The sequence below is a fragment of the Pseudomonas sp. JL27(2026) genome (genome assembly GCF_056933555.1).
The window spans coordinates 4524867-4543903 of record NZ_CM167794.1 but is presented as its reverse complement, the minus strand read 5'-3'; the positions used below and the strand labels follow the sequence as shown (position 1 = coordinate 4543903).

The window sequence follows — 19037 nt, the reverse complement described above, 5'->3', positions numbered from 1 at the left end:
TCGCGAAGACGTCGGCACATTCAACATCAATGTTTGCGCACACACCGCTTTCGCGAGCAGGCTCGCGCCCACAGAGACTTCACTTAACTGACAGGCATTAGCTACATCACGCCTGCTTTTTTCCTGCTCAGATATTGCGTGACTAACCCGGCCCCCAGCTCTGCGGGCCGCACATCCAGCACTGAAACTCCCTGGGCGCTCAACCGCTCATGGAGTTCAGTCCGTGCATTCAAGTAATCCACCGTGCCGCAATAGGCCAGGGCGTCGGGCAAGGTGTGCACCGGGGCATGGCGCAGGTGGTCCAGGACTTCCTCGCGCAGGCTGGCCACCAGCACTTGATGGTATCGGCTCAGGCGTTTTACGGCGCTGAGCAGCTCGTCGTCATCTTCATCGCGCAGGTTGGTCACCAGCACCACCAGGGCACGGCGTTTCTGGCGGGTCAGCAACTGGCTGGCAGCGGCCTGGTAGTCGGCGGGTCGCTGGCTGCTGTCGAGGTTGTAGACAGTGTTGAGCAAAATATTGAGCTGGCCGCTGCCTTTGAGGGGGGAGAGGTAACGGGGGCGGTCGCTGGCAAAGGTACTCAGCCCTACGGCGTCGCCTTGGCGCAGGGCGACGTAACTGAGCAGTAGGCAGGCGTTGAGGGCGTGGTCGAAGTGGGTCAGCTCGCCGTCCTGGCTGCGCATGCGCCGGCCACAATCGAGCAGGAAGATGACTTGCTGGTCGCGTTCATCCTGATATTCCCGTGCAATCGGTGTGCGCTGGCGAGCGGTGGCCTTCCAGTCGATCTGGCGCAGGCTGTCGCCCTCACGGAACTCGCGCAGTTGATGAAACTCAAGGCCCAACCCGCGCCGTTGTCGCTGGCGCACGCCGAGGCGGCTGAGCCAGTGGTCGACGGCCAGCAGTTGGGCGCCATGCAGGCGCGAGAAATCCGGATAGACACGCGTGTCGTTCGTGACGCTCACAAAGCGCCGTGCGGTCCACAAACCCAGTGGGCTCGGGAGGCTGATCTCACACCGTTCAAAGGTGAAATGCCCACGCTTGAGCGCACGCAAGCGGTAGTGCAAACGGCTCTGCTGGCCGGGTTGCAATTGGACCTGTTGCGGCAGGTGCTCGATGCTCAAACCGTCTGCAACGTGGTCGAACACCGTTACGTTCATTGCCTGTGAACAGTCGTGTTCAATGTTCAGTTGAACCTCACCCCAACGCCCGAGTGCCAGGCTTGCGGGAACCTGCCGTTGTACCCGTGGCGACGGCATGCGCCTGAGCCTGGCGGCATCCAGTACAGCCAGCAGTAAAAGCGCCAGCAGCAAGCCCCAATTGATCGACAGCAGGTTGGGCGCGATGTCGAGGCCCAATGCCCTGCAACTGCCGAGCACGATGCTCAAACCCAACAGGACGGCGAGCCAAACCAGCAGCAGGCGAGAGGGTTTCACACTCTTGGCGCCGGGACTTGCTCAAGCAATTGCTTGAGTACCTGATCGACCTCCAGCCCTTCGATGTCCAGTTCCGGGGCGATTCGCACGCGATGGCGCAGCACCGCCAATGCACAGCTTTTGATGTCATCGGGGATCACAAACTCACCACCACGCAACAGCGCCCGGGCACGGGCACCGCGCACCAACGCGATGGACGCACGCGGCCCGGCACCCAGGGTCAGGCCGGGCCAACTGCGCGTGGCACGGGCCAGGCGCACGGCATAATCGAGCACCTGATCGTCGAGTGCCAGGTCGCTGGCAATTCGTTGCAGGGCCTGGACATCCTTGGCTTGCAGAATGATGCGCAAGGGTTGCACTTCCAGCATGTCGGCGCGGGTCGAGCGACAGACCTGACGGACCATGTTCAGTTCTTGCACAGCGTCCGGGTAATCCATGCGCACCTTGAGCATGAAGCGGTCCAGTTCGGCCTCGGGCAGGGGATAAGTGCCCTCCTGTTCGATGGGGTTTTGGGTGGCCAGCACCATGAACGGTTGGGCAATCGGCAGGGCCCGGCCTTCGAGAGTGACCTGGCGTTCCTGCATGGCTTCAAGCAGCGCAGCCTGGGTTTTGGCCGGTGCACGGTTGATCTCGTCGGCCAGCAGCAGGTTGGTGAACAACGGGCCTTTGCGCAGCTTGAATTGCTCGGTGTGCAGGTCGTAGACCGCATGCCCGGTGACATCGCTGGGCATCAGGTCCGGGGTGAACTGAATCCGCGCGTACTCGCCACCAAAGCAGCGTGCCAACGCCCGCACCAGCAGGGTTTTACCCAGGCCGGGCACCCCTTCGAGCAGCACATGACCGCCGGCGATCAGTGCCGTGAGGACGTCGTCGATCACGGCGTTTTGACCGATCACGACTTTTTGCAGTTCCAGGCGCACCGCCTGCGCCAATTGGCTGGCCCGTTGCCGTTGTTGGGCGGCGTGGCTTTGGCTGGTGGGCTCGATCTGTTCACTCATAAGTTCCGGAGCCTTGCTAACTGTTAAATCTGCTTTATCTTCCATAAATCAAGTATTTACCGAATCTAATTTTTTTGGCTTTTTACGTGTGGAACGTATGAGCAAATTACCCTAGGTCTGGACGACGCTTAATCATACTGGAGCCAGATTAATACCCCTGACTCCGCTTGGCGTGAAACTCTTTCACCTCGTCCCATGTCATCTTCATCACAATGTTCATCGCCGACGACTCATCGATCACGTAGACCTCTATTTCAGGATTGTTGATAGGAGGCCTATTCCTAAAGGGGTGTTCCAAACGGCCAGTACCTACCACTCCATCTTGGCTGAAGACGACAGCTGGGCAATGATCTCCGTTTTCAAATAAAGCCTTCACCCCAGACTTGAGCCACTCCCAATCAACCCACGCAGGAAAGGGGGAGCGGGTCGTATGGAGGACAACCGGGATAATCGAATCCACGCCATTGACAATGACGCCGGAGAATTGGGAAAGAAGCACTTCGTCAGTGATTGCATCAATCGAAACGTTTATTGCCTCAGCATCTGCGTGGTGGACGTTAGAGCCTAATTGTGGCTCTAGAAATTCCATGAGCCGGAGGAAACCTTCGGATTGAAACGCCTTTCCCTGGCTACCGTCTGCCCGTGCCAGTGTTCCCTTGAGAATACTGCGCGCGATAGAAGCCGCCGCCCTGACCTCATCCGCACTGAGGCGGTCAATTGCTTGCTCGCTCACTAGGCTGAAGAGTAATGCGTGACGGTAACCAAGGTCGAAGCACGCCTGATGAAATGGATGTCGTTTACTGATTAGGTCTGTCCTGACCCACTGAGCAAGCTCTTCTGTGGCCTCCATTCGTTTAGCCGGATCATTGGATAGCATCGGCATTGGCGTAACGACCTCTTCAGTGATGTCGTACATTTGCTTCATCTCAATCGCAAAGCGCAGCGCCTCCAACTGAGCCCACTCGACCATGGGCTCAATCCTCAACGCATGCACTTTGTCCGGAGCGGCGTTGAAGGCAGCGACGGCCAGGTCCCCAAGCACACGGCCAGTTAAAAACGCATCACTACACTTGATCAAACCTCTAGGGAATGGTGCTCCCAGCGAGAGGTTCGCTACTAACGTCATTGCAACTGCAGGATCAGTCCAATCTAGCTGATTGAGACCAACGAATGGCATGTAATTATTTCGAACGGCCGGGTTAGAAACAAATTCCCGAGCATGCTGCCCGAGAGTCCCCCAGAAATCGAACCTAGTCGGCACGACTCGATTTCGGTACTGACGAGTCTTCAACTGCCAATGGAAATCTCCGTCAAATTCAGGATCGAAATGCTCTTTAAGCAGAGGAAATGCAGCCTTAGCAATGTCGTACACCGTCTGCGGTGTCTGGCCTAGAAGGTCATCCCTTCGATTGTGCAGGAAGGTCGCCGCCTCGGACTCCCTCTGCGGCAGGCCATGATCACGGCACCATGCATGCATTGCATACGGATCAATGGCAGTAAGAGTAATGCACCATCGACCACGGCCAAAGCCGTTGACATCACGCGAGAGCATCATAAAGCCATGCGAGCCTGCCCTGTCCCCTTCTCGAGCAATTACATCCATGGCGGTAAGCACTATCCTCGGAGGCCAGCGCTCATCGTCTTCATTTCCCTCAACGGAATCGATATCTCCTTGCTCGCTTTCGAAATCGTCGATCCCTTTGTAGGCGAGGTAAAGATCGATTGACGGAAGCGCTTCGACTGGGAGATTGGTACTGCCGGTCAGATGCCAAGCCTCTGGGAGGTGTGCTAGCAGACCAAACCCAGACTCATCGTTGGTCAACTTGAGTGCCAAATACTGCTTACCCGACCATGCGTTCATGCTGCCAACGGCATGCACGAGAAGCGTCGACCAATCAGCCGCGACTACCACGAAGCAAACGTCGAAGTTGCCCAAAAAAGGGAGCATATTCCGAAGCTCCTGCTCGTAGCCGGCAAGCTCTGTGACAGTCTGTCGCTCGGTTTCGCTGGCCCTTTTGACCTCAAAAACCACGAGCGTCTTCGTCTCAGGGTTGAAACAAAGGATGTCTGGGCGCAGCACCTCCCCTGTGGTCAGTGAGATGCTGGTGTTGATCGAGATGATCTCCAGCAAGCCCAAACGACTCAGCACATGGTCTGCCGCCTCCGCTGAAGCACGTCGAGAGATGTAGTCGATACCAAAGGATGGAAGGAAATACTCCTGGTCTACCGCGTCCGTTAAGGAGGTGATCGCCTCTTGCCCCTGGATCGACTCAAGCAGTTCCTCCTTCTCAATAAGCTGTTGTAGCCAGGACACTACTTCGGATTCTGGGGGAAGCTTGATCTTGGACATAATTCTTCCTTGAGTTGATAGCAGACGATTGTAGCGGTCACCCAGTTTCTACAGGCAAATCGACCTAACCATGTGGCTTCCTTGAAGCCAGGTCAACCACCTTACGGTCGCTCACCTTGGCCTTGAGCACACGGTTCTCGTCCAATAGCATCTCATTGACGGACGCGAGATTGGCGACCTTGGCCCGCAGTTCCTGTATCTCCCGACGGTAGGCTGCGGACTTCATGCGCTCGGCAATCAAGTCTTGGTGCTTCATATCACGCTTGGTGCGACTGGAGCGCCCCTGAGCCTCGCGAATAGCCTCGGCAATTCCTGGGTAGTGGTTGTGGATCAGCGCCGTCGATACGCCTGCTTCGCGGGCGACTGCGGCAATGGTAACTTTTGTTTCTCCAGTGTGGGCACGGCCCTTCTGGATGCGGTAGAGGGCGAGCTTCAGATCCTTCTCACGATCCTCGGCCAGCTTGTAGTTGATTGCCTTGTCCTTGGGTTTCATGCGATCAGAGTCTCCGAGGGCATGCCCAACTGGACCAGTACATCTCGGCAGCGATTCAGGTCGCGCTCAACACGCTGCCGGCCGCCCTCGCCAATGTCCGGGCAATGCAGCAGCTCTTTCAGATCATCGTAGAGTCGCTGGTAGATGGGCGCGTGGCCGGGTCCGATAACGGCATTGTTGCAGTTGCCGCAGCGGGTACGCTCAAGGGTATTGCCGACGCAACCGTCATTGTCCGCCGTGCACCAAGCATGGCCGTTGCTGCGAATCGCGGTGCTTTCGGCAATGGACTTCAGCATCGAGGTGTGGTCCTTGAAGATCAGTAGGTTTTGCGGCTCCCGCTGCCACTGCTTTATCGAGCGGCCATAGCCGCCGGCCAAGGGGGCGTCACCCAGCCAGTTATCGACGACACCGAGCTTGATGTCTTCCAACTCCGCCTGAATATCGTCGTACAGTTCAAGGTCAAGGTGCTGCCCCCAACTGTCGTCCATGGCATAGCCCAAGGTCATGTCCAGCGACCAGTGTGCGTAATGCTCCTTGAGGTAGCGCAGGTCGCCGAAGCGGCTGTGTGCGGCGTAGTTAGCGAACTTGCGGCGAAACTGATGGCTGGCGAGATCCCAACTCAGTCCGCAAGCCTTGGAGAATGCTTTGAGGTGGTAACACCAAGTGCTATTTGAAAGCGTGCGTACCTGATTGCCTCCCATAGCTACGCCGAGAAATAGCGCATGGCGGTGCTTGAGAGCCTCGGCGATTTGCGGATCATGCGAGCTGGTACGCCGGCGCTGCACGATCTCGGCGGCGATCATGGCCTGATAGGGGGCGGCCCAGCGCTCCATCAGGCGCAGGGCTCGTACGGCAGCTTCGGGGATCATCCAGTCATGGATACCGGCATCCGTCTTATCCGACCGCGAGCGCATCCAGTGGTAGACGGTGCCTTCATCGTCCTGGGTACGGCGGTGCGCGCCCGACAGCACGTTGGCCAGCTCGTGGTTGCGGCAGCCGGAGGTGCTGGCTAAGACGATGTAGCAGGCCGTGCGCAGGTGGGTCAGAGCCTTGAGGAATGCTCTCAGGCCACCCTCCCAACCAAGGGTGTCCAGGTGACTGTTCTTCGCCCAAATACCCCCCCAGATACTCCGCCCCTTACGCTGCACTGTAAGGGCATCTAGCGCGTCGCGCAGGTCAAGCAGTTGCTGGCCTCGCTCAACCTGCTGGCAGGCCTGTTCGAACAGCGCGCAGAACACATCATCGGGGATCAGCGGTGTCTTGCCGCCCAGCTTATGGGGGGCTCCGCTGCCAGTAAGTCCCGCCATCGCCATCGCGGAAGTCTCTGGCCAGGGATGTTGAGGCATCCGGTCGTCGGTGTACTGGCTGAGTTCATGGAGCGCTTCGACGGCCCTGAAGCGGCCGCGCAGCCCATTCTGCGACAGCGGCTTGTCCTTGGAACGGTGGGGCTGCCGGTGTGCTTTGCAGGCGGCCACATAGGTCGCGCAGACCATGGGCGTCACCGCGCCCAGGTGGTCGAGCTTGAGCACTTCCAGATAGCGCAGGAATGGCCTGGCATCAGTGAGAGTTTGCCGTAACACGTTGCCTTTAGGCCGCCCCATCCCGCGCCCACGCCCACGCCGCAGGTAACGGTACAGGATTGCCTTCATCACCGCTTGAAACGCCTGCGGCACGGTGCTGAAGTCCAGCCGTTTATGACCGGCTTGTGTGTTGCTCGTGAAGCCGTCGAGTTGCCAGATGTCGTCGCCGTAGCGGCTGAGGATGACCCACTGCTCATCGACCTGAGTAGCGCTGATGATCAGGGCGTCGCGTTCGGATTCGGGGAGTCCACGTACATCGCCCGGCTGGGCGGCAAAGGGGGGGCAGGATCGCTCTGCCAGGGTGTTGTCGCTCATGCAAAGACCTCCAGGCTTTCGATCAGATCAATCGACCAGAACGGATGCGGCTGGGTGCGGGCGCGCTCACGGGTGGCCTCTATGGCTGCGGCCTTGAAGGTGCCGCGCCGCAGTCCCTCGGCAACGATGTAGTTGTCAATCAAGCGGGGGATGTGGGCGTACTCCCGTGCCCAGCGTCGCTTGTCCATGCGCGAGCGCTCGGCCAGCACACGAAAGTAGAAGCTGAACAACTTGTACAAATCCTCGGCGGTCACCGCGTAGTGCTTGCAGCGCAGGCAGTTCATGAAGTTCATGCAAGTTGCGCCCTCACGCCTCGGGGCGTATTGACCATTTTCTGGGTCGGCGCAGTGGCCCATAGGAGTGTCTTTATAGGTCGCGCCGATGCTCCGAGTCAGCAACTCCTGCACCAGTACCTCGCCCATGAACTGCCAGTTGCGACGGGAGTTCTCGTTGGGCTTCAGGTAGTTTTGGTCGGCCACCGGCAGGGTATTGCCGAGGGCCGCGGCGGTGGTCGCTAGATCGCCGTCGGTTAGCTCGAAGATTCGGTTAGCGAAGGTCTTGCGCAGGCGAGAGACATTGATGCGCAGCGGTTTTCCGTTGCTGTCGGTTAGACCATGCTCGGCTACAAGGCGGTTTGTCGCCCGTGCCAACGTTTCTGTGTTCAGCGCCGTGATACGACTGAGGCCTTTGCTGTCGCGAGCGCGATACAGCCATACGCGGCCTTTGAGGTCGTCCGGAGTCTCTGCATCCAGGGGGGCAGTCAGAGCCATCACATGGCGGATCAGGCGCTCCACGTTGGTTCTCACGCTCGGCGTAGACTCCAGAAGGCGCTCGGCGTCCGACTCGGCGCGCAGAGCCACTTTGCTGGTGTTGTAGCCGCGCCGCTTCCACAGCACCAGGAACACGGTGTTGTCCTTGGGATGCGGGCGCAGGCAGTCGCGACCCATTTCCAACAACGGCGTGGTATTGCGTCCGGTGTGTAGCGCCACGACCAGCAGGGCGCAAGCCAGTAGTTCGCTGGTCACAGGCGCGTCGTCGGCCCAGATCGGTGTGATTGCCCGCCGCAGAGCCACAGCGAACGCTTGCCGCTCGAGCTTGGACAGCGCCGTCTCACTCTTGTACTTGCGGTTGCTGTTTGGGAAGGGGTTACGTGGGAAGGTAGCCGCATCGCCGGAGGTGACCAGGGGGATCAATCCACGCCGCTCCAAGGCAAGCAGTACGGGCTTGGTCTGTGTGTAGATGGTCTTCTGAGCTGTAGTCGCCACGCCCAGCCCGGCCAGATGACCGAGGTAGCCGTCGATCAGGTCCCGGCTCACATCGGTCAGGGCCAGGTCACGGCCAAAAGCCGTAGCGCGCAAAACGCAGCAGTCGAGGAAATTGCGAAGCCCATTTTTGCAGTAGCCAACCACGGTGCTGGCCGTGACGGCACCGTCCTGGCCGACGAGGAAGCGTTCTATCTGACGTTGGCAGGCGTAGGTGATGGGGTCGATGCCGGAGTCGTACCAGCGGGCAAAATCGAAGCGCCGGAGGCTAGAGCTGCTCCGCCCGAACTCGACCGTGGTGTTCTTCGGAGGGATGGCCTCGGGCAGGATGACTACATTTCCTACCGCGTCGTGGCTGTGCTCGACTTGAGGGATGCTGAGGTCGGTCTTGGCAAATACCTTACGCTTGCCCATCAGGCCGCCCCCGCCAGTGCATTCAACTCGTCGTCATAGGTCAGCACCGCCTCGTCGGCCATTTCATTGACCAGATGCAGGTACACCATGGTCGTCTGAATCGAACTGTGACCGAGTTGTTGTTGGACGAACACCAGGGGCTCCAGCCCGCTCGCAGGGTTGCGTTGAAGGCTGACCAGGGTATGGGTGGCATAGGTATGTCGGAGCATGTGCGTATGGACCTTGATCCCCGCCCGCTTGCCGGCCTCGCTGATGATCCTGTTGAGGCTCTTGCCGTCCTCACCGTAGGGTTGCCCGAACTGGTTGAGGAACAGCGCCCTTTGCGGGGTCTTGCTCAGTGAGGCACGCTCACCGCGCAGCTTCGTCACATAGCGATAGAGTTCGGCCATGAACTGACGACTGACGCGAATCTCTCGCGGCGTGCTGCCTTTGGTCACCATGCCGCTACCATCAAACGGATCGAGGCGAATGCGGAGGTTGCGCTCGGTTCGTACCGCCTTGTCCGGGTCGAAGACATAGGCCAACGGGAAGGCGGCGATTTCCTCACGGCGCAGACCTGTATGCAGCGCTAGGCGCATCATCATCCGGTGATGGGGGTTCTCCGCTGCTGCCAGGAGCGCCTTGACCTCGGCCATGCTCAAAAACTTGGGCAAGGCCTTGGGGCGACGCGGCATCACATCGTTTGCCATGGCCTTGCCGCCGCTGGCATCGACATGCGCAAGGAAGCCTGTTTCTCGCTTCACGGTGCGTTCTTCGTAGGCGAAGGGCAGGCGCTTCACCCACCCCTCCTTCAGCGCGAACTCGTAGAATTTGCAGATGTAATGCAGGCGCTGGCGAGTGGTGTTGGGTGCCAGTTCGCACGCTACCAGGCAGTAGTCCCGATAGGCCGCAACAAGGCTCTTGGCCTCGCCACGATCAACGTCGCGCCAGTCCAGTTCATGAGCTTGGATGAAGCTAAAGAAGTCGTACAGCGCGCGCCCGGTGCTGGGCCAGGAGCGCTTAGAGCCAATGGCTCCGCGAAGCAGGTAGTGACGGAAGAATTGATTGGCCGGGACGCAACTCTCCATCGTGTCCCACAGGAGGATGGGGAACCCAGGATAGGGTTGCCCAGAGATCATCAACTCCTTAGTAGCCCACACAAGCTCCATCTGCCATCCCTTGCACTGACCAGACACCCAATCCCTTTGTCTGCTCTGGCAGATTTAGGGCTATTAGATTGCCCCTCGAACATCACCTCAAGCTATGAGTTCGTAAGGGCCTGTTTCTAATACAATGGGAATCTAACCTTTGCAAGGTGCCAGATCATAAGGCATTCCTGAGGGTTTGCAGGTGGGCGACCTGACGGGCGAAGTCAGCGCTGGACAGCCGCTGTTTTGGCCGTGGGCTGAGGGCCTGGCTGATGGCGCTGGTAGGTTGGCGGGTCAGGCGTGCGAGCACCTGCCATTGTTCGGCAACGCCGAGGTGTTCGAAGCCTGGGTGACGGTGCCGAGCCCGTCGCAGAAGGTCTTGCTGCAATGCTTGCAACAGGCGCTCCTGCCCGTTGCGCCGCAGCAGAAAATCGGCGCTGGCCCGCACATGTTCCTGAAGTTGCCGACGTGCCTTGGGCGGCGGTGCCTGTAGAGGGCCCTGACGCAACGCCACATGCCAGATCCACAAGCCGATCAACGCGGCCAGCGCCACCAGCGCCTGCGCAAAATAGCGCAGCAGCAAGGTCAGCAGGTCATCGTGATCCGTATTGAATACCAGCGTCACGTCGGTGCCCGAATGCAAGTACCAGAGCAGCCAGGCGTTGTCGTAGCGCCCGATGTCCGGGGTTTTCCAGAGGTCCGCATCGGTGACCACGGTGATCGAACCCTGGCCGTAACTCAGTTGCATCAGGTGCGTGGCCAGGGCGCTGTTGGCCCAGGCGTCAGCAAGGTTGTTCGGGTCTTCGAGGTGGAACGCGGTGTCGAAGCTGGCGTAGGCCGGGGCGTCTTCGTCTTCCAGATACAGTTTGGTGAGGTTGGGGTACGGGTCTTCGCCGATGTCGGGCGGCGGTGCTTTCAGGTCTTTGCTCAAGGATTGGTGCAGTTGCACCCGGTCGAGCAACAGGTCGCCGCTGCTGGCGGTTCTCTCATCCCAGAGCGCCTCGGCAACCATCAGCACCCGGCCGCCGGCCCGCGCCCAGTTCAGCACCTGATCGGCCTGGCGTGGGGTCATGTTCGAACGTTCGCCCAGCAGCAACAGGCTGTGCCCGCTTGGTTCCAGGCTCGACAAAATGCTCAGGCTGTTGGCGTGGCTGACATTCAGCCCCTGTTTGCGCAGGAAGTGTTCGGCTGCCAGATACGGATTGGCCCGGGCTTCGGGCGAGGGGCCGTAATCGATAACCTCCTGATAAGGCGTGGCATTGAAATACACAGACACGCCCAGGGCGGCCAGCAAACCGATTACCGGCATGCCGAGCAGCCACCACCGTCGACGGTTCAATGCACCGCTCCCGGACCGAACACATCGCGCCAGCCCTGGCAGAGTTGCTGTTGCAGAAGGGGCGGTGGCAAGCGATGCCCGTAGGCCATGTTTTGCCAGTGCCTGGTCAGCTCGGTGCTGAAGGCCAGCAGGGCGGGTTGTTGCAATTGCCTGATCCGTTCCAGCACCTGGCCTTCGGTGTCGGCGGGGCTGAGGGGCAGGGCGAAGTCATGCTGCACGCGGCTGAGCAGGGCGCGATACAGCAACCCGAGCGCTTCCCGAGGCTGGGTTTGCCAGAGGCGTTCAGCGTGGGCGGCCACGTCGTCGGGCCAGGTCTGGATGTTGGGGGCTGTGTGCGTGGCCACGGTAGGTGAAGGTGTGCGGCGGGCCAGTGGTTGTCGACCGACAAAGGCCTGCACCCCATCGCGATAACGCCAGATCAGCCAGGCTGCGGCGCTGATCACGCTGGCCCAGAGCAGAATCTCCAGCGCCTTGGCGATGTGGCTCAGCGTGTGACTGTCGAGCCAGTCAAAGAGGCGTTTCAGCCAGCCCGGTGCCTGTTCATCGCCTGACGCTTCGGGCTGCTCCTCGCCGAAGCGATAGCGGGTAACGGTTTGCGTGTTCTTGAAGGGCGGGGCGTCAAGAATGACGTTGATGCTGTTTCTGGATGCCTGGCTGGTCAGCGGTTGTGTCAGCAGGCGCGGGGTGTCGGGTGAGGCGAGAGGTTCGTCGGCCCAGAGTGGCTGGGCGCCGGTTATCAGTAACAGGGTGCCCAGCGCCAGAGTGATGGCAACGTTGCTGAGCCGTTGGCGCAATCGGCGGAACACCCGCTCGATGTCCCAGGCTTCCAGTACAGTGCGCCGGTTCAGGTAGAGGCTGAAACCGCAGGCGACGTAAACCGGTTCCCAGATGATCAGCACCAGGGCGTAAAAGGCGTTGCTCAGGTGTTCCAGCCACAACCAGTCCTGCTCGGATGCGGCGATCAGCGTCTGCCAGTCCCACTCGAATTCGATCTGTAGCGGCAACATCAAGTAGAACAGCGTCATCAAGCCGATCCACAGCACGCTTTCCAGGTGTACGCCGATCACCGTCAGCCAGCGGGCGGCGCTGGTGTTGTGCTGTTGCAGTACCCGCAAACGTTGTTGCCGTGCCTGCCCGCCCAGGCACTCCAGTTGCATCACGGGCATCACGAAGCTGCGGCTGAGGCTGAACCGGCGCCAGGTCAGGCTCGCCAGCAGTTGCGGTGTGAGCAGGCGTGGCCATTGGCGAAGCGCCTGTTTCAGGCTGGGGGGCTCCTGGAACAGGGCGGTTGAAAGGATGTACAGCGGCAGCCGTTCGAACGCCGGTTTCAGCCACCAGAATATCAGCAGGGCCAGAGACGGTGAGTCCCACAGCAACAGGCTCAACAGGCCAAATACCGGCAGGGTGACGATGGCCCAGCTGAGCATCAGCAACCGGCGATGTTGCTGGCTCAGCAGCACCCCCAGGTCCATGGCTTCCCATGGCGTACGTGGACGGATTACGACGCTGGCGTCACTCAGGTGCATGGGGCGTTCGTCCGGCCAGGGTCAGGTAAGCGGCGACCAACAACCATAGCCCGGCGCCGACCCGGAACTTGGTCTGCGGTGAGGGGCCGGACAGGGATGACCAGTAGGCCTCGATGAAGGCCGCAATCAGCAGGAACAGCATCACCCCGGCAATCAGTTGCACGCTCGTGCGGGCGGCCAGTTGCAGGGCTTCGCCCCGCGAAAGGCGCCCCGGTGCAATCAGCGCCCACCCCAGTTTCAACCCGGCCGCCCCGGCGAGCACGATGGCGCTGAGTTCGAACGCGCCATGGCCAATGACGAATGACCAGAAGCTTTGCCCGAAACCCACGTGCGTCAGGTGACCGGCGACGGCGCCAATCATCAGGCCGTTGAAGAACAGGAAGAACACGCTGCCCAGACCAAAGAGCAGGCCACTGGCGAAGGTCTGAAAGGCAATCGTGATGTTGTGCATGATGTAGTAGCCGAACATCAGCCAGTTCTGGCTGGACGCTTGTTCGGTCGTGCGCCCCATTTGCCCGGTGGCAGGGTCGTAGAGGTTTTGGATGGCACTCACCTGTTCCTCCGGCATCAGGCTGTAAATCAGTGGCGGAAACAGGTAGACCAGCAATCCGATACCCAGCAGGCTGCCCAGGAACACCAGGCTGGCCAGCAGTACACATCGCCATTGTTCACGTACCAGCCGGGGGAACCCGGCGAGGATGAAGCCCAGCAGGCTGGCGCCGAGGCGGGTGCGATGCCGATAGAGTTGCTGATGGCCCCGGAGCACGAGCTGTTGCAGCGGGTCGATCAGAAAACTGCTGTAGCCGCGAGCTTCGGCCAGCGCCAGATGCTGGCAGATACGACGGTAGTCCTTGGGAAAATCGGTGTAATCGGCGGTGCGAGCCTTTGCGCGTTCAAGCCGCTGCAAACATCGGGAGAATTGCTCCCACTCGGTGTGATGACGGGCTTCGAAGAGGCTTTGCTTCATGTCGGCCCCAGCAAGCCATGGGCGATGCCGTTGAGCTCTGTGACCGCTTGGGCGGCCGGTACCTTTAGCGGTTCGGCGAGGAGGGCGGCCAGTTCACTGACGCGGTCGGGGGACAGTTCACTTTGGCGTTCGGCAAAACCGAGGATGGCGCGCTGCTCTATCAGGCTGAGGGCAAACGGGGCGTGTCGCGCCTGTGCTGCGGGCAATTTTGGGCGGGTGAGCGGTTGCTCGCGGTAGATCACCAGGGTGCCGGCAGCCAGGTCGCCGAGTCGCTTGAAGGTCGGGTGTTGCAGGCAACTGAGCGCGCCGAGGAAGTAACCGAAGGGCAGCATGTCGACAAACCGCAGCAGGTTGCGGGTCAGCGAAGGTCCCCAGTCGATGGGCGTGCCGTCATCCCGTACAACGCGCAATCCCATGATCTGCTTGCCGGGTGAGCGGCCCTGGTTGAGGACCTCGAACAGCACCATGTACAGCCAACTGACCACCAGCAGCAGAATCGAACCCAGGCCCACCCCCAGCTCACCGAGAAGCGTCAGGGCAATAAACAGCAGGCCGAGAATCAGCCCGCGAAACGCCAGGTCGATCGAAAACGCCAATGCACGCGGCATCAACCCGGCCGGTCGCAGGGGCAGGTCGACACCTTCAGGCGTTTCGACCTTGTACCCGGTGTCCAGTGGCGGGTGCAGCGGTGCAGTCCGTGGCAGTGCTGGGGTCTCGAACATGGGCAACCTGATGATGTGGCCGGAACGGGATTCAATACCCGCTCGATGCTAGCAGCCTTGCGGGGACGAACAACATAACTATGTATGACAAGGTAGCAGCCCGAAAATGTTTGAATGGCAAGAATGCTGGTCGACGCGGGTAGTGAGCGCCTAGACTTCGCCGGTCTTCAGTTCAGGAACAGCCCGTGACCTCCATCTTCTGGTACGACTATGAAACCACTGGGATCAACCCGCGCTGCGATCGCCCCTTGCAGGTGGCGGGGATTCGCACCGATTTCGATCTCAATGAGATAGACGCGCCGGTCAATCTCTATTGCCAGCCCAGCGACGACATCCTGCCCCATCCGGTGGCGTGCATGATCACCGGCATCACCCCGAGCCGCCTCGCCGAGCAGGGCCTGAGCGAAGCTGATTTCATGACCCGGGTGCACGCGCAACTGGCGGCCCCCGGCACCTGTGGCGCCGGTTACAACACCCTGCGCTTCGATGATGAGATGACCCGCTACAGCCTCTATCGAAACTTCTTCGACCCTTACGCCCGCGAATGGCAGGGCGGTAACAGTCGCTGGGACTTGATCGATGTGGTGCGCGCTGCGTATGCGTTGCGCCCGCACGGCATTGTCTGGCCGGAGGAGGACGGTCGCGTCACGCTGAAACTCGAACGCCTGACGGCCGCCAACGGCATCGACCATGGCCATGCCCACGAGGCCTTGTCCGATGTGCGTGCGACCATCGCCCTGGCGCGGCTGATTCGTGAAAAACAACCCAAGCTCTATGACTGGCTGTTCCAGTTGCGCAGCAAGCAGCGGGTGATGGACCAGGTGCGTTTGTTGCAACCGATGGTGCACATCTCCGGTCGCTTCTCGGCGGCCCGGCATTACGTTGGCGTGGTTCTGCCGCTGGCGTGGCATCCGCGTAACCGCAATGCGCTGATTGTCTGCGACCTGCACCTCGATCCCCAGGGCCTGCTCGATCAGGACGCCGAGACCTTGCGTCAGCGGTTGTATACCCGCCGTGACGACCTGGCCGATGGCGAACTGCCGGTGCCGCTCAAACTTATTCACGTCAATCGTTGCCCGGTGGTGGCACCGTTGTCGGTGTTGCGTGCCGAAGATCAGCAGCGTTTGCAGTTGGACATGGCCGAGTATCAGGCGCGGGCGCTGCGGCTAACTGACGCACAGGAAGTGTGGGGGCATAAACTTCAGGCGATTTATGCCAGTGATGACTTCGCGGCAAGTCTGGACCCTGAACAACAGTTATACGACGGTTTTCTAGGTGACCGGGATCGCCGTTTATGCGAACGCGTCAGGACCGCCGAACCGATGCAATTAGCACAAGAGCAATGGCCGTTCGATGACGAACGTTTGCCTGAATTATTATTTCGTTATCGTGCCCGTAACTTTCCCGATACGTTGAGTGGTGAGGAGCAAGAACGCTGGCAATTATTTTGTCAGCAGCGTTTGTCAGAGGCTGAATTGGGCGCCCCGAATACCTTGAGTTCTTTTAATGAGGCGCTGGCAGAGTGCTCGCTTAGTGCTTCATCGATTCAGCGACTGGTACTGGACGAGTGGCAAGACTATGCGCAATCTTTACGCAAACGTTTGAGTCTTTAAAAGCTGGCTGTGCTAAGGACTGTACGAAAAGTTGCCGAGTGGCGATCAGGCAAGGCAAAAACAGGCGAGGAAGCGGAGTTTACGGGTTGTAAATGAGCATTCCGAGCCTGTTTTTAACGCAGCATGATCGACACGCAGGCAGTTTTCGTACAGAGCCTAATACCCGAATCACAGGCATAAAAAACGCCAGCGAATGCTGGCGTTTCTGGGTGATCGCAGCGTGTGCTGCGATCACAGGTTGCGGCTTAGCCCAGCAGGGTAGCCCAGCCTTCAACCACGTCACCGCCCCACTTGGCTTTCCACTCTTTCAGCGTCTTGTGGTTGCCACCTTTGGTTTCGATGACTTCGCCGTTGTGCGGGTTTTTGTATTGTTTAACCTTGCGAGCACGTTTGGTGCCGGTAGTTTTCACAGCGCCGCGTGGTGCTTTAACTTTCGACTCTGGATCCAGCAGCGCGATGATGTCGCGCAGGGACTTGGAGTACTCGCCCATCAGGGTGCGCAGTTTGCCTTCGAATTCCAGCTCGGTTTGCAGTTTGTCGTCTTGGGACAGGTTCTTCAAACGGGCTTGCAGCTCTTTGATAGCTTCTTCTGTGGCGCGGTATTCGTTGATCAGGGACATGAGGACTACCTTATGTTGGGCGCTGGATGACAGGTTACAGTGCGGCAATAATAGTCAGACAGTTTCATCAAGTAAACATTTAGACGGGCTTTTATTTAATTTAATTAGTGTGGTTAGCGCAAAAGGCGGGTGTGCAGTTAAATACGCTGATGTAGCCAACACAGATATTCACAATTGTGTGCTTGTGTAATGAACCAAACAGCGGTCTCGACGTTGTCGGGTAAAGCCGCCCGAGCGGCTTCTGCACTCCAGGGTGAGTTCATCCTGTGACCCGGGCGTCAGGAGTACTGCAGATTTGCCGCACAATCGCTAGAATGGCGGCCTTTGCGAAGTTCTGGAGTTTCCCCCTCATGCGCACTTTTCGGCTAGTGATTGCTTGCCCGGACCGCGTCGGCATCGTTGCTAAAGTCAGTAACTTTCTGGCGTCACATAACGGCTGGATCACTGAAGCGAGCCATCACTCGGACAATCTCAGTGGCTGGTTTTTCATGCGTCACGAAATTCGTGCCGATTCGCTGCCTTTCGGTATTGAAGCTTTTCGCGAGGCGTTTGCGCCTATCGCCGAAGAGTTTTCGATGAGTTGGCGCATTACCGACACCGAGCAGAAGAAACGCGTGGTGTTGATGGCCAGCCGTGAATCCCACTGCCTGGCTGACCTGCTGCACCGCTGGCACAGCGATGAGCTGGACTGCGAGATTTCCTGCGTGATTTCCAACCACGACGACCTGCGCAGCATGGTCGAGTGGCATGGCATTCCTTACTACCACGTGCCGGTCAATCCTCAGGATAAAGAACCGGCGTTTGCCGAAGTGTCGCGCCTGGTCAAGCAGCACGACGCCGAAGTGGTCGTGCTTGCCCGTTACATGCAGATTCTGCCGCCGGCGTTGTGCACCGAGTACGCGCACAAGGTCATCAACATTCATCACAGCTTCCTGCCGTCGTTCGTCGGTGCCAAGCCGTATCACCAGGCGTCGATGCGCGGTGTGAAGCTGATCGGTGCGACGTGCCACTACGTGACCGAAGAGCTGGATGCCGGCCCGATCATCGAGCAGGACGTGGTGCGCGTCAGCCACAGCGACAGCATTGAAGACATGGTGCGTTTCGGCCGTGACGTCGAGAAGATGGTGTTGGCCCGTGGCCTGCGTTATCACCTTGAGGACCGGGTGCTGGTCCACGGCAACAAAACCGTCGTGTTCTGATCGCCGACGTGACGATTGAAAAAACAAGGGCCTGAGCGTTCAATCGCTTCAGGCCCTTTTTTTCAGAGTGAGGTAGGTGAGATGGCTGATCCACTGGACAAAGCGGCTTCCAGGGCGCCAGCAACCCTGGGCGAAGGCTGTCTGAGTCGTTACGACCCGGATGACCTGAGTGCCGAGGACGGCACAGACTTCCCTGACGCAGCCGAGCTCTGGAAGCAATTGCAGGAGAAGCCCGCACCTACGCCTGTAGGCGCGGACTTACCTGCAAAGAAGCCCTGAGGGGCGTTAGATTCGGAAACTGCCTACCAACTGCTTCAGGCGTGCAGCTTGCTGTTCCAGGTCGGAGCAGGCACGCAGTGTCGATTGCAGGTTCTCTACCCCTTCCTGATTGAGCGTGTTGATCTCGGTGATGTCGATATTGATCGACTCCACCACGGACGTCTGTTCCTCGGTAGCGGTGGCCACCGACTGGTTCATGCCGTCGATCTCACCGATACGCAAGGTCACGCTGTTGAGGCGTTCACCGGCCAGGTTGGCGATTTCCACGCTGTCCTGGCTGTGACGCTGGCTTTCGCTCATGGTGCTGACCGACTCGCGGGCGCCCACTTGCAGTTCCTCGATCATCGTTTGTACTTGCTGTGCCGACTCCTGGGTGCGGTGTGCCAGGTTGCGCACTTCATCAGCCACCACCGCGAAACCGCGCCCGGCTTCACCGGCCCGTGCCGCTTCAATCGCCGCGTTGAGTGCCAGCAGGTTGGTTTGCTGGGAGATGCTGGTGATCACTTCCAGAATCTGCCCGATGTTCACGGTTTTGCTGTTCAGCGATTCAATGTTGGTGCTCGACGCGCTGAGCATGCTCGACAGTTGGTTCATCGCTTTGATGCTGCGATCCACCACTTGCTGGCCGTCTTCGGCCAGGTTGCGGGCGTCGCTGGCCTGATGGGAGGCCTGAGCGGCATTGCGGGCGATTTCCTGGGCGGCGGCCCCCAGTTGATTGATCGCGGCGGCCACGCTGTTGGTACGGCTTGATTGCTCGTCAGAGTTGAGCATCGAGGAGTTGGACGCGCTGACCACCCGCA

At 59.5% G+C, this 19037-nt stretch carries 16 protein-coding genes; 3 read left to right on the top strand and 13 right to left on the bottom strand.

Features of this window, described 5'->3' with window-relative positions:
* Window positions 1-101: 101 nt before the first annotated feature.
* The 11 genes from AC1Z1G_RS20670 to AC1Z1G_RS20620 form a co-directional block, all read right to left on the bottom strand.
* Complete coding sequence (locus AC1Z1G_RS20670; protein WP_483622227.1) at window positions 102-1433, bottom strand: DUF58 domain-containing protein; 1332 nt, start codon at window positions 1431-1433, stop codon at window positions 102-104.
* A complete protein-coding gene (locus AC1Z1G_RS20665; RefSeq protein WP_483622225.1) occupies window positions 1430-2431 on the bottom strand; it encodes an AAA family ATPase in 1002 nt (333 codons plus the stop codon). The genes AC1Z1G_RS20670 and AC1Z1G_RS20665 overlap by 4 nt, the downstream gene beginning before the upstream one ends.
* A gap of 148 nt (window positions 2432-2579) precedes the next feature.
* Window positions 2580-4781, bottom strand: coding sequence for a hypothetical protein (locus tag AC1Z1G_RS20660; protein WP_483622223.1), 2202 nt, complete (start codon window positions 4779-4781; stop codon window positions 2580-2582).
* 64 nt (window positions 4782-4845) lie between these two features.
* A complete protein-coding gene (locus tag AC1Z1G_RS20655) occupies window positions 4846-5274 on the bottom strand; it encodes a TetR family transcriptional regulator (protein WP_483622221.1) in 429 nt (142 codons plus the stop codon).
* Window positions 5271-7169: a site-specific integrase gene (locus AC1Z1G_RS20650; protein WP_483622219.1), complete on the bottom strand. Its 1899-nt coding sequence runs from the start codon at window positions 7167-7169 to the stop codon at window positions 5271-5273. The genes AC1Z1G_RS20655 and AC1Z1G_RS20650 overlap by 4 nt, the downstream gene beginning before the upstream one ends.
* Complete coding sequence (locus AC1Z1G_RS20645) at window positions 7166-8845, bottom strand: hypothetical protein (RefSeq protein ID WP_483622217.1); 1680 nt, start codon at window positions 8843-8845, stop codon at window positions 7166-7168. The genes AC1Z1G_RS20650 and AC1Z1G_RS20645 overlap by 4 nt, the downstream gene beginning before the upstream one ends.
* Window positions 8845-9993 carry a tyrosine-type recombinase/integrase gene (locus tag AC1Z1G_RS20640; protein WP_483622215.1) on the bottom strand — a complete coding sequence of 383 codons (1149 nt, stop codon included), beginning with the start codon at window positions 9991-9993 and terminating at the stop codon, window positions 8845-8847. Before AC1Z1G_RS20640 ends, AC1Z1G_RS20645 begins: the two co-directional genes overlap by 1 nt.
* Before the next feature lie 154 nt (window positions 9994-10147).
* Window positions 10148-11311 carry a DUF4350 domain-containing protein gene (locus AC1Z1G_RS20635; protein ID WP_483622213.1) on the bottom strand — a complete coding sequence of 388 codons (1164 nt, stop codon included), beginning with the start codon at window positions 11309-11311 and terminating at the stop codon, window positions 10148-10150.
* On the bottom strand, window positions 11308-12837 hold the full coding sequence (locus AC1Z1G_RS20630; protein ID WP_483622211.1) for a DUF4129 domain-containing protein: 1530 nt from the start codon (window positions 12835-12837) through the stop codon (window positions 11308-11310). The genes AC1Z1G_RS20635 and AC1Z1G_RS20630 overlap by 4 nt, the downstream gene beginning before the upstream one ends.
* Entirely contained in the window at window positions 12824-13804 is a 981-nt protein-coding gene (locus AC1Z1G_RS20625; protein WP_483622209.1) for a stage II sporulation protein M, read from the bottom strand. The genes AC1Z1G_RS20630 and AC1Z1G_RS20625 overlap by 14 nt, the downstream gene beginning before the upstream one ends.
* Entirely contained in the window at window positions 13801-14526 is a 726-nt protein-coding gene (locus AC1Z1G_RS20620; RefSeq protein WP_483622207.1) for an RDD family protein, read from the bottom strand. Before AC1Z1G_RS20620 ends, AC1Z1G_RS20625 begins: the two co-directional genes overlap by 4 nt.
* Window positions 14527-14711: 185 nt before the next feature.
* Here AC1Z1G_RS20620 and sbcB point away from each other — a divergent pair, with 185 nt between their 5' ends.
* Window positions 14712-16139 (top strand): exodeoxyribonuclease I, encoded by a 1428-nt coding sequence (gene sbcB, locus AC1Z1G_RS20615; RefSeq protein ID WP_483622205.1) that lies wholly within the window; start codon window positions 14712-14714, stop codon window positions 16137-16139.
* 245 nt (window positions 16140-16384) lie between these two features.
* Here sbcB and mvaT read toward each other — a convergent pair whose 3' ends face one another.
* Entirely contained in the window at window positions 16385-16759 is a 375-nt protein-coding gene (mvaT, locus tag AC1Z1G_RS20610) for a histone-like nucleoid-structuring protein MvaT (RefSeq protein WP_005790963.1), read from the bottom strand.
* A 350-nt stretch (window positions 16760-17109) separates the two neighbouring features.
* Between mvaT and purU the strand changes: the two genes are divergently transcribed.
* Together purU and AC1Z1G_RS20600 are read left to right on the top strand one after the other, a co-directional pair.
* Window positions 17110-17958, top strand: a complete 849-nt coding sequence (gene purU, locus AC1Z1G_RS20605) for a formyltetrahydrofolate deformylase (RefSeq protein WP_483622202.1) — start codon at window positions 17110-17112, stop codon at window positions 17956-17958.
* Between the two features lie 81 nt (window positions 17959-18039).
* Window positions 18040-18237 carry a hypothetical protein gene (locus tag AC1Z1G_RS20600; RefSeq protein ID WP_483622200.1) on the top strand — a complete coding sequence of 66 codons (198 nt, stop codon included), beginning with the start codon at window positions 18040-18042 and terminating at the stop codon, window positions 18235-18237.
* Between the two features lie 6 nt (window positions 18238-18243).
* On the opposite strand, the gene AC1Z1G_RS20595 is transcribed toward AC1Z1G_RS20600, so the two are convergent.
* Window positions 18244-19008, bottom strand: a complete 765-nt coding sequence (locus tag AC1Z1G_RS20595; protein ID WP_437128185.1) for a methyl-accepting chemotaxis protein — start codon at window positions 19006-19008, stop codon at window positions 18244-18246.
* Between the last annotated feature and the right edge of the window lie 29 nt (window positions 19009-19037).

What these genes read in the sequence shown, in the direction of transcription:
- AC1Z1G_RS20665 (WP_483622225.1), bottom strand. Translation starts at nt 2,431, where the DNA reads ATGAGTGAACAGATCGAGCCCACCAGCCAAAGCCACGCCGCCCAACAA.
- AC1Z1G_RS20660 (WP_483622223.1), bottom strand. Translation starts at nt 4,781, where the DNA reads ATGTCCAAGATCAAGCTTCCCCCAGAATCCGAAGTAGTGTCCTGGCTA.
- AC1Z1G_RS20655 (WP_483622221.1), bottom strand. Translation starts at nt 5,274, where the DNA reads ATGAAACCCAAGGACAAGGCAATCAACTACAAGCTGGCCGAGGATCGT.
- AC1Z1G_RS20650 (WP_483622219.1), bottom strand. Translation starts at nt 7,169, where the DNA reads ATGAGCGACAACACCCTGGCAGAGCGATCCTGCCCCCCCTTTGCCGCC.
- AC1Z1G_RS20645 (WP_483622217.1), bottom strand. Translation starts at nt 8,845, where the DNA reads ATGGGCAAGCGTAAGGTATTTGCCAAGACCGACCTCAGCATCCCTCAA.
- AC1Z1G_RS20640 (WP_483622215.1), bottom strand. Translation starts at nt 9,993, where the DNA reads ATGGAGCTTGTGTGGGCTACTAAGGAGTTGATGATCTCTGGGCAACCC.
- AC1Z1G_RS20630 (WP_483622211.1), bottom strand. Translation starts at nt 12,837, where the DNA reads ATGCACCTGAGTGACGCCAGCGTCGTAATCCGTCCACGTACGCCATGG.
- AC1Z1G_RS20625 (WP_483622209.1), bottom strand. Translation starts at nt 13,804, where the DNA reads ATGAAGCAAAGCCTCTTCGAAGCCCGTCATCACACCGAGTGGGAGCAA.
- AC1Z1G_RS20620 (WP_483622207.1), bottom strand. Translation starts at nt 14,526, where the DNA reads ATGTTCGAGACCCCAGCACTGCCACGGACTGCACCGCTGCACCCGCCA.
- mvaT (WP_005790963.1), bottom strand. Translation starts at nt 16,759, where the DNA reads ATGTCCCTGATCAACGAATACCGCGCCACAGAAGAAGCTATCAAAGAG.
- purU (WP_483622202.1), top strand. Translation starts at nt 17,110, where the DNA reads ATGCGCACTTTTCGGCTAGTGATTGCTTGCCCGGACCGCGTCGGCATC.
- AC1Z1G_RS20600 (WP_483622200.1), top strand. Translation starts at nt 18,040, where the DNA reads ATGGCTGATCCACTGGACAAAGCGGCTTCCAGGGCGCCAGCAACCCTG.
- AC1Z1G_RS20595 (WP_437128185.1), bottom strand. Translation starts at nt 19,008, where the DNA reads ATGCTCAACTCTGACGAGCAATCAAGCCGTACCAACAGCGTGGCCGCC.